General features: G+C 65.7%; 8 protein-coding genes. 2 read left to right on the top strand and 6 right to left on the bottom strand.

Annotated features, from left to right (window positions below; all coding sequences use genetic code 11):
* Positions 1-906 (top strand): alpha/beta fold hydrolase (locus GSQ87_RS22290; protein WP_158918915.1); only part of this gene is annotated, 906 nt, incomplete at its 5' end.
* Positions 907-1325: 419 nt separating this feature from the next.
* Complete coding sequence (locus tag GSQ87_RS22285; protein WP_158918913.1) at positions 1326-2006, top strand: hypothetical protein; 681 nt, start codon at positions 1326-1328, stop codon at positions 2004-2006.
* A 75-nt stretch (positions 2007-2081) separates the two neighbouring features.
* On the opposite strand, the gene GSQ87_RS22280 is transcribed toward GSQ87_RS22285, so the two are convergent.
* From GSQ87_RS22280 to GSQ87_RS22255, 6 genes are all read right to left on the bottom strand, one after another.
* Entirely contained in the window at positions 2082-2480 is a 399-nt protein-coding gene (locus tag GSQ87_RS22280; protein ID WP_158918911.1) for a hypothetical protein, read from the bottom strand.
* 128 nt (positions 2481-2608) lie between these two features.
* The gene (locus tag GSQ87_RS22275; RefSeq protein WP_158918909.1) at positions 2609-3142 is read right to left on the bottom strand and encodes a hypothetical protein; all 534 of its coding nucleotides are present in this window, start codon (positions 3140-3142) and stop codon (positions 2609-2611) included.
* Positions 3143-3275: 133 nt separating this feature from the next.
* Entirely contained in the window at positions 3276-3701 is a 426-nt protein-coding gene (locus tag GSQ87_RS22270; protein ID WP_158918907.1) for a PPC domain-containing DNA-binding protein, read from the bottom strand.
* Positions 3702-3764: 63 nt separating this feature from the next.
* Positions 3765-4475, bottom strand: coding sequence for an ATP-binding cassette domain-containing protein (locus GSQ87_RS22265; protein ID WP_158918905.1), 711 nt, complete (start codon positions 4473-4475; stop codon positions 3765-3767).
* Complete coding sequence (locus GSQ87_RS22260; RefSeq protein ID WP_158918903.1) at positions 4472-5233, bottom strand: ABC transporter permease subunit; 762 nt, start codon at positions 5231-5233, stop codon at positions 4472-4474. Before GSQ87_RS22260 ends, GSQ87_RS22265 begins: the two co-directional genes overlap by 4 nt.
* Positions 5234-5238: 5 nt before the next feature.
* Positions 5239-6024: LLM class flavin-dependent oxidoreductase (locus GSQ87_RS22255; RefSeq protein WP_216839550.1), on the bottom strand; the 786-nt coding region annotated here is incomplete at its 5' end.

The following is a 6024-nucleotide window of genomic DNA, read 5'->3' as shown; positions in this document are numbered from 1 at the left end:
CCTGACGGGCGGCGCTTCAACATGGTGTGCATGGGCGACGGCGCGCCGACGGCGATCTTGCTCGGAGGCCTCGACGACTGGACTCTCGACTGGCGTTGGCCGCAGCAGAAGTTGTCGAAAATTACGCGGACCTGTTCGGTCGACCGCGCGGGTTTAGGGTTCAGCGACCCCGGCCCCATGCCGCGCGACGCGGCGGCAACCGCCTCCGACCTCTATCAGGCGCTGAAGTCGTCCCATATGCAGGGGCCGTTCATCCTAGTTGGCGATTCGCTCGGCGGCCTCGAGCTGCGGCTGTTCGCCTACGAGCATCCCCAGATGGTCTCGGGCCTCCTGCTGACCGATCCGAGGATTGAGCATACCGCCGACAGGATGGGAACGCCGAAGGCCCTGCGCGACAAGCAGCTGGCGTTCAATCGCGCCTGCCTCGCCAAGGCCCAGGTGGGCCAGATCGTCGCCGGAGAGATCGCGCCGGGCGAGACCGACCCCTGCGTAGAAGCGCTCCCTCCGCAGTGGATCGCCGAACAGAAGCAGCTGATGCTGCAGATTCACGCCCAGCCTTCCCGGTTCGAGACCTGGATCTCCCAATCGGACAACATGGACGGCCGTTCGTCCGACGAGGTTGAGACCGCGCGTCGCAAGCTCGGCTCGATCCCGCTCATCATCCTGTCGCGAGGCAACGAGGATCGTTTCTCCGCCGCTCGGAGCAACGACGATCAGGCTCGCCTCTATGCGGTTTGGACGGGCGCGCACGAGGACGAGGCGCGCGACTCCACGCGCGGCGAGCACCGGATCGTCGAAGGGGCCGGCCACTGGATCTACGGCGCCCGTCCGGACGCCGTGGTCAGGGCGCTTCAGGAGGTTGTGGACGCGGCGCGGGCGTCCGGGAACAAGCCAGCGTCGAACTAGGGCGAGACTTGGCCGGCGTAGATAGCCGGTCCATGCCGCCACTTCTTCCGCTATGGGGCGTGCCCTCTATCGGCGACCAACCTCCAGGAACCTGTCATCGTTGGGCGTCCGCTTTGGAGCGCCGCCGCGAGGTCCGCTCCACCCCGAAACCCGTCACCTGGCCGCCCGGAAATCGAGCTTGGCAGGCATCCTCAGCGGCAGCTTCCTGGAGGAAGGTGCGTGGCAGCTATGGGCGCGGAGCGGTCGCTTCGGCCTCGAGGCGCCGCCCTGTCCGGCTCTGCCGATACGGTCCGATGGACACAGATCGTCGCTGACCATCCGAATGCGGCTCGCACATGTGGGCGGACAACGCTTGGCCCTGCTACCTTTCCGAAATGACTCGTTGGGTTCTAGTGATCACAGGTCTTGGGTGGGCGGCCATGGCCGCATCCGCCTGGGCGCAGGCTTGCGCCTTGCCTCATTCGCTTGTCGCGACCCAGGTTGGACGCGTCTGGCTGAACCACCGCGTCCTGAACGTCGCCGCTCTCTCCATTCCGGCCGCAGACGCCGAAGACCATTCACGCCTGATCGTACGCGACGCTCGCTGTCGCGTTCAGTGGACGGCCACGGTCGATGGACTGGAGAACCGGTTCGACGTCCGGCGCCTGGGAAGCGAAGATGTCCTCCAGTTCGTCAGCCTGGAGCCTGCCGGCGACGGCACAGGTTTCACGCACCGGCTCCTGGCCTTCCGGGGTCGCAGGCTGCGTCTGGTTGCGCAGTTCCGCCACACGGGCAAGGATGGTTTCTACCTTGGGCCGCTTGCGCGTGGGGGCGAGGGCGTCGTCACCTGGGTCGCCGATGCGAGCGGAGAGTCCGAAGCCTCGCCCCATCCCTATGTGATCAGCACCTGGACTTGGCGTGGAGGGCGCCTGGTTGGACCGGCGCACTATGAGACAGGTCGCAAATACCTTGCTTCCGACCAGCGGACGCCCAGGTCTGACGTCGTGGCGCGGGCGATCGGCCTGCCTTACCGTGACCAGACCGGTCTCAAGGCGTTCATGGAACCCGAAAAGGTCATGAGCGCCTCCGCGGCCAGGTTGTGTGCGGACTCAAGCTGCTGACGGCAAAGCGCCCGTCGGCGCGGCGCTCCCCTAGTCAACGATCCGGCTGAACATCGAAGAGAGTCCGTGGGGAGCTTACCCGAACCACCTGCCAAACCAGGCCGCGGCCCCCAGCTCGATCAGGGTCGCGATGGACCCGATGGTCATCCGCTTGGTCAGCGGCGTTCCGAGACGGGCGGGCCAGAGCGCAGCCAGGCTGACGAAAAGAATGACGAACCCGACGGCGACGACCACTTGCAGGGCGACGATGCTCATGAGGCGCATCGGCCAGATGACGTACCAGGGGAAGCTGCTGGGCTCCCAGGGATTGCCGTAGAGGCTGTAGGAGGAGAAGTCCCGGTAGACCACCGCGCCGATGGCCATCGTGACAAAGCCCGACGCCATGCAGCCAAAGCCGACGAGGATGTACCCGCCGACCACGAGGCTCCGCATCAGTGTGAACCAGCGCGGCAGTGGGACGGGGGCGGCGGACATCAAAGCATCCTGGCGGAATTGTCAGTCTAACCGAGGCTGGCCAATGTCACCTTTCCGGCGCCAAGCCAAGGGCTGCTTTGGGCGCAATCTCGCCGTCAAACGGGCTGCCGATGAACCCAACCCAGCATCTAGGGCAATTCAATGATGTGTGCTGGAAATTGGACGCCCAAATCTCCTTGGCCGCGGGAGAACGTGATCGCAGTGAGAGGCCCGAACGCCTTGTAGCTCGGTACGCGAAGCATGACGCCCAAGGTCTCGCCAGGTTGAACAACACGATTCAGGATGGCCGCTCCGGCAGTAGTTCCAGATGCCGCGCTGATCGGGAAGCCCCGGTTATCCCCCTGGATGAACAGGCAGCAGGTCCGAATCGCCGATCCAGCGGCGTCGGCGCCGTGAGACGCGTTTTGGGCAGTGGTAAGCGTGAGCGGTACCGCAGACCGGATCGTGAAGCCGCAGATAGCTTCCTCGCTATGCTTTGCGAAGCAGCCCTCGAAACGCACCTCGTACCCGTCCGCCTTCTTGAACGTACTCGTCCCCGTAACCGGACCGAAGTCGCGGTAGGTGAGGACGAAGGTATGCGGAGTCTCGGCCGCGCTCCCCGTCGAGCTGGCGAGTGTCAAGGCGGCGCTGACCGCTACGGATAGAACCAGACGAAACAGCATACAGATCACGCCTCCGTGCCGGTCTGGAGGCGCCCAGCGGCCGTATAGTGAAAGGGCTATCGTACGCCGAGCCCATGCCCGACTCCACGGACAGAATGGGGACCGAGAGGCGCCCTGCGCAAGGCGTGGTTGCTCAAGGCGCATCGTCGGTTGACCGCGGCTGCACGCTGAGTTCGCCATATCCGGTTGCTGAGTCCAACGGCCGGCGGAATTGGATCTGCGGCAATTCTCCGATCACCAGCTCTGCGGTGGTGTTCACGATGCAGCCGGGGGAGAGGTGGCCGCCGATGCAAGCGCCGTTCCGTCGCGCGAGACTGATGTGGATGTGCAGACCGTCCGAACAAAGGGTGCCAGCCAACGACACAATCTCCATCGGCTCGACGAATGCTCTGAAGACCTCCTCCTCGCCGAAGGCCCCCGGCATCCTGAGGCGCGCGTGGGAGAGGCTTCCCACGCAGGACAGAATGCAGCCCGCACGAAGCGCGTACTGTTCGGTGAGACGCTCCAACTCGTGTTTCAGGTCGGTTCCGGGCGTCAGGCGGAAGGCGTGCACGTGCATGGCTCAGATCTATGCCATCGCGTGGGCGGCGAAAGAAGCGCAGGCGTCCAGGGGGGGCGGCGCCTAATCGACGGCGGGGGCGAGCAACGCCGCTAATAATCGACCTTCCAGCGCGGCAAAGGCCGCGGAGCCTCTTGCTCGCGGGCGAGCCAGGTCGATAGCCAAATCCAGTGCAATGTGTCCGCCCTCAATGACCAAAACCCGGTCGGCCAAGGCAATAGCCTCCGACACATCGTGCGTAACCAGCAGGGCGGTGAACCCTTGCTCGCGCCAGATACGTTCGATCAACCGCTGCATCTCGATGCGCGTGAGGGCGTCCAGAGCGCCAAGCGGTTCGTCGAACGCTAGGACCGTTGGATTGGATACAAGGGCGCGCGCCAAGGCGACCCGCTGACGCTGGCCGCCCGAGAGTATATCCGGCCACGCATCCGCGCGGTCCGCCAGCCCAACCGCCTGGAGCGCTTCGTGCGCGCGGGCTCGATCATGGCCGTTCCCAAGACCGACCTCGACGTTGGCGCCAACGCGAGCCCAGGGCAGCAGGCGCGGTTCTTGGAACATCAGGCGGATCTGATTGGAGATCGGACCCTCGATGTTTCCGGCGCTGGGCTGCTCCAGACCCACAATGAGGCGGAGCAGGGTGCTCTTTCCCGTCCCGCTGCGCCCGACGACGGCGACGAACTCACCGGCGGCGACGTCCAGGTCGATGCCGGCCAGAACCGAGCGAGCGCCATAGGTCTTCAACAGGTTTCGGATGTGCAGTTGGGCGCCGGTCATATGGCCTCGCCGCTCTGGATTTGCGGAAGCAGCCACCGCTCCAACGCACGGACCAGAAGATCGGCCACCTTTCCAAGCGCCGCATAGATCAGGATCGACAGCACCACCACGTCCACTTGCAGGAACTCGCGGGCCTGCATGGCCATGTGCCCGATCCCCGAGGTCGCCGCGATCGTCTCGGCTACGATCAGGGTCAGCCACATCAGGCCGAGCGCGAAGCGGAGCCCAACCAGGATCGAAGGCAGGGCTCCAGGGAGCACGATTCTCCGGAACAACTCCGGCCGGCTCATCCCGTAGACCCGGCCCATCTCCAAAAGCTTGGGATCGACCGAACGCACTCCATGCATGGTGTTGAGATAAATCGGGAAGAAGACCCCAAGCGCGACCAGGAAGATCTTGGCGGTTTCGCCGACGCCAAACCAGAGGATCACCAGCGGGATCAAGGCCAGGTGCGGGATGTTCCGCAGCATCTGCAGGCTGGAGTCGCTCACGGCCTCCGACCAGCGTGACGTGCCGTTCGCCAGCCCCAGCGCGAAGCCGAGGCCGCCGCCGATGACGAGCCCGGCCAGCGCACGCAAGGTGCTGACGACCAGGTTCGCCGGGAGTTCGCCGGAAACCGTCAGACGCACCGCCGCCGCCAATACGGCCGATGGGGCGGGCAGCACCAGCGCCGGCAAGACGCCGATCGAAGCGGTGACTTGCCAGACGGCGAGCAATCCAAACGGAACGGCCCAGGGTAGGAGGCGGCGAGGCGACATGGGCCTTAGCCGGCGCTGATAGTCGAGGCGCCGAACTCTCGATCCCGTCGCAGCCCCGTCGAGGCGCTTGAGCCGAGGCCGAGCGCAGGAAACAACAGTTCGGCGACCGTGAACGCCTCTTCGAGGTGGGGATAGCCGGAGGTGATGAAGGTCTCGACGCCCAGGGCCTGGTATTCGGCGATGCGGGCGGCGACGGTCTCGGGATCTCCGACAAGCGCCGCCCCGGCGCCTTCGCGGACCAGTCCCATGCCCACCCACAGATTGGGGCTGACCTCCAGCGCCTCCCTGCGGAACCCGTGCAGCGAGGTCTGGCGACGTTGCCCTTCCGACTGGGACCGCCGTTCTCGCGCTAGCCGGGCGGCCTCGATCTGTGGGTCGTCCACTTTGGAGATCAGTCGATCTGCGGCGGCCCAGGCTTGGGCCGCGGTCTCGCGCACGATCAGATGCACCCGCATGCCGAACTTGAGCGATCGACCGAGGCGCAAGGCGGCGACGCGAGCGAGCGCGATCTGCGCGCCGGTGCTCGATGGCGGCTCGGCCCAGGTCAGATAATGGTCGACGTGCTCGGCGGCGACCTCGATCGCGGCCTCCGAGGCGCCTCCCAGGTAGAGGGGCGGGTAGGGCGATTGCACGGCCGGGATGTCGAGCGGGCCGTCATTGCGAATGCGGAAGTATTCACCCTCGAAATCAATGGGTTCTCCGCGCATCGTTGCGCGCCATACGGTCAGGAACTCCGAGGTCTGGCGATAGCGGGCGGCGTGGTCGAGGTGCAGGCCGTCGGCGGCCAGCTC

The organism is Caulobacter sp. S45 (assembly GCF_009765965.1).
GTDB lineage: Bacteria > Pseudomonadota > Alphaproteobacteria > Caulobacterales > Caulobacteraceae > CAHJWH01.
Note: the sequence above shows the minus strand (reverse complement) of the source record. Positions and strands in the feature narration are given on the sequence as shown.

Excerpts from the sequence above, each read along its gene's own strand:
- GSQ87_RS22285 (WP_158918913.1), top strand. The coding sequence starts at position 1,326 with ATGGCCGCATCCGCCTGGGCGCAGGCTTGCGCCTTGCCTCATTCGCTT.
- GSQ87_RS22280 (WP_158918911.1), bottom strand. The coding sequence starts at position 2,480 with ATGTCCGCCGCCCCCGTCCCACTGCCGCGCTGGTTCACACTGATGCGG.
- GSQ87_RS22275 (WP_158918909.1), bottom strand. The coding sequence starts at position 3,142 with ATGCTGTTTCGTCTGGTTCTATCCGTAGCGGTCAGCGCCGCCTTGACA.
- GSQ87_RS22270 (WP_158918907.1), bottom strand. The coding sequence starts at position 3,701 with ATGCACGTGCACGCCTTCCGCCTGACGCCCGGAACCGACCTGAAACAC.
- GSQ87_RS22265 (WP_158918905.1), bottom strand. The coding sequence starts at position 4,475 with ATGACCGGCGCCCAACTGCACATCCGAAACCTGTTGAAGACCTATGGC.
- GSQ87_RS22260 (WP_158918903.1), bottom strand. The coding sequence starts at position 5,233 with ATGTCGCCTCGCCGCCTCCTACCCTGGGCCGTTCCGTTTGGATTGCTC.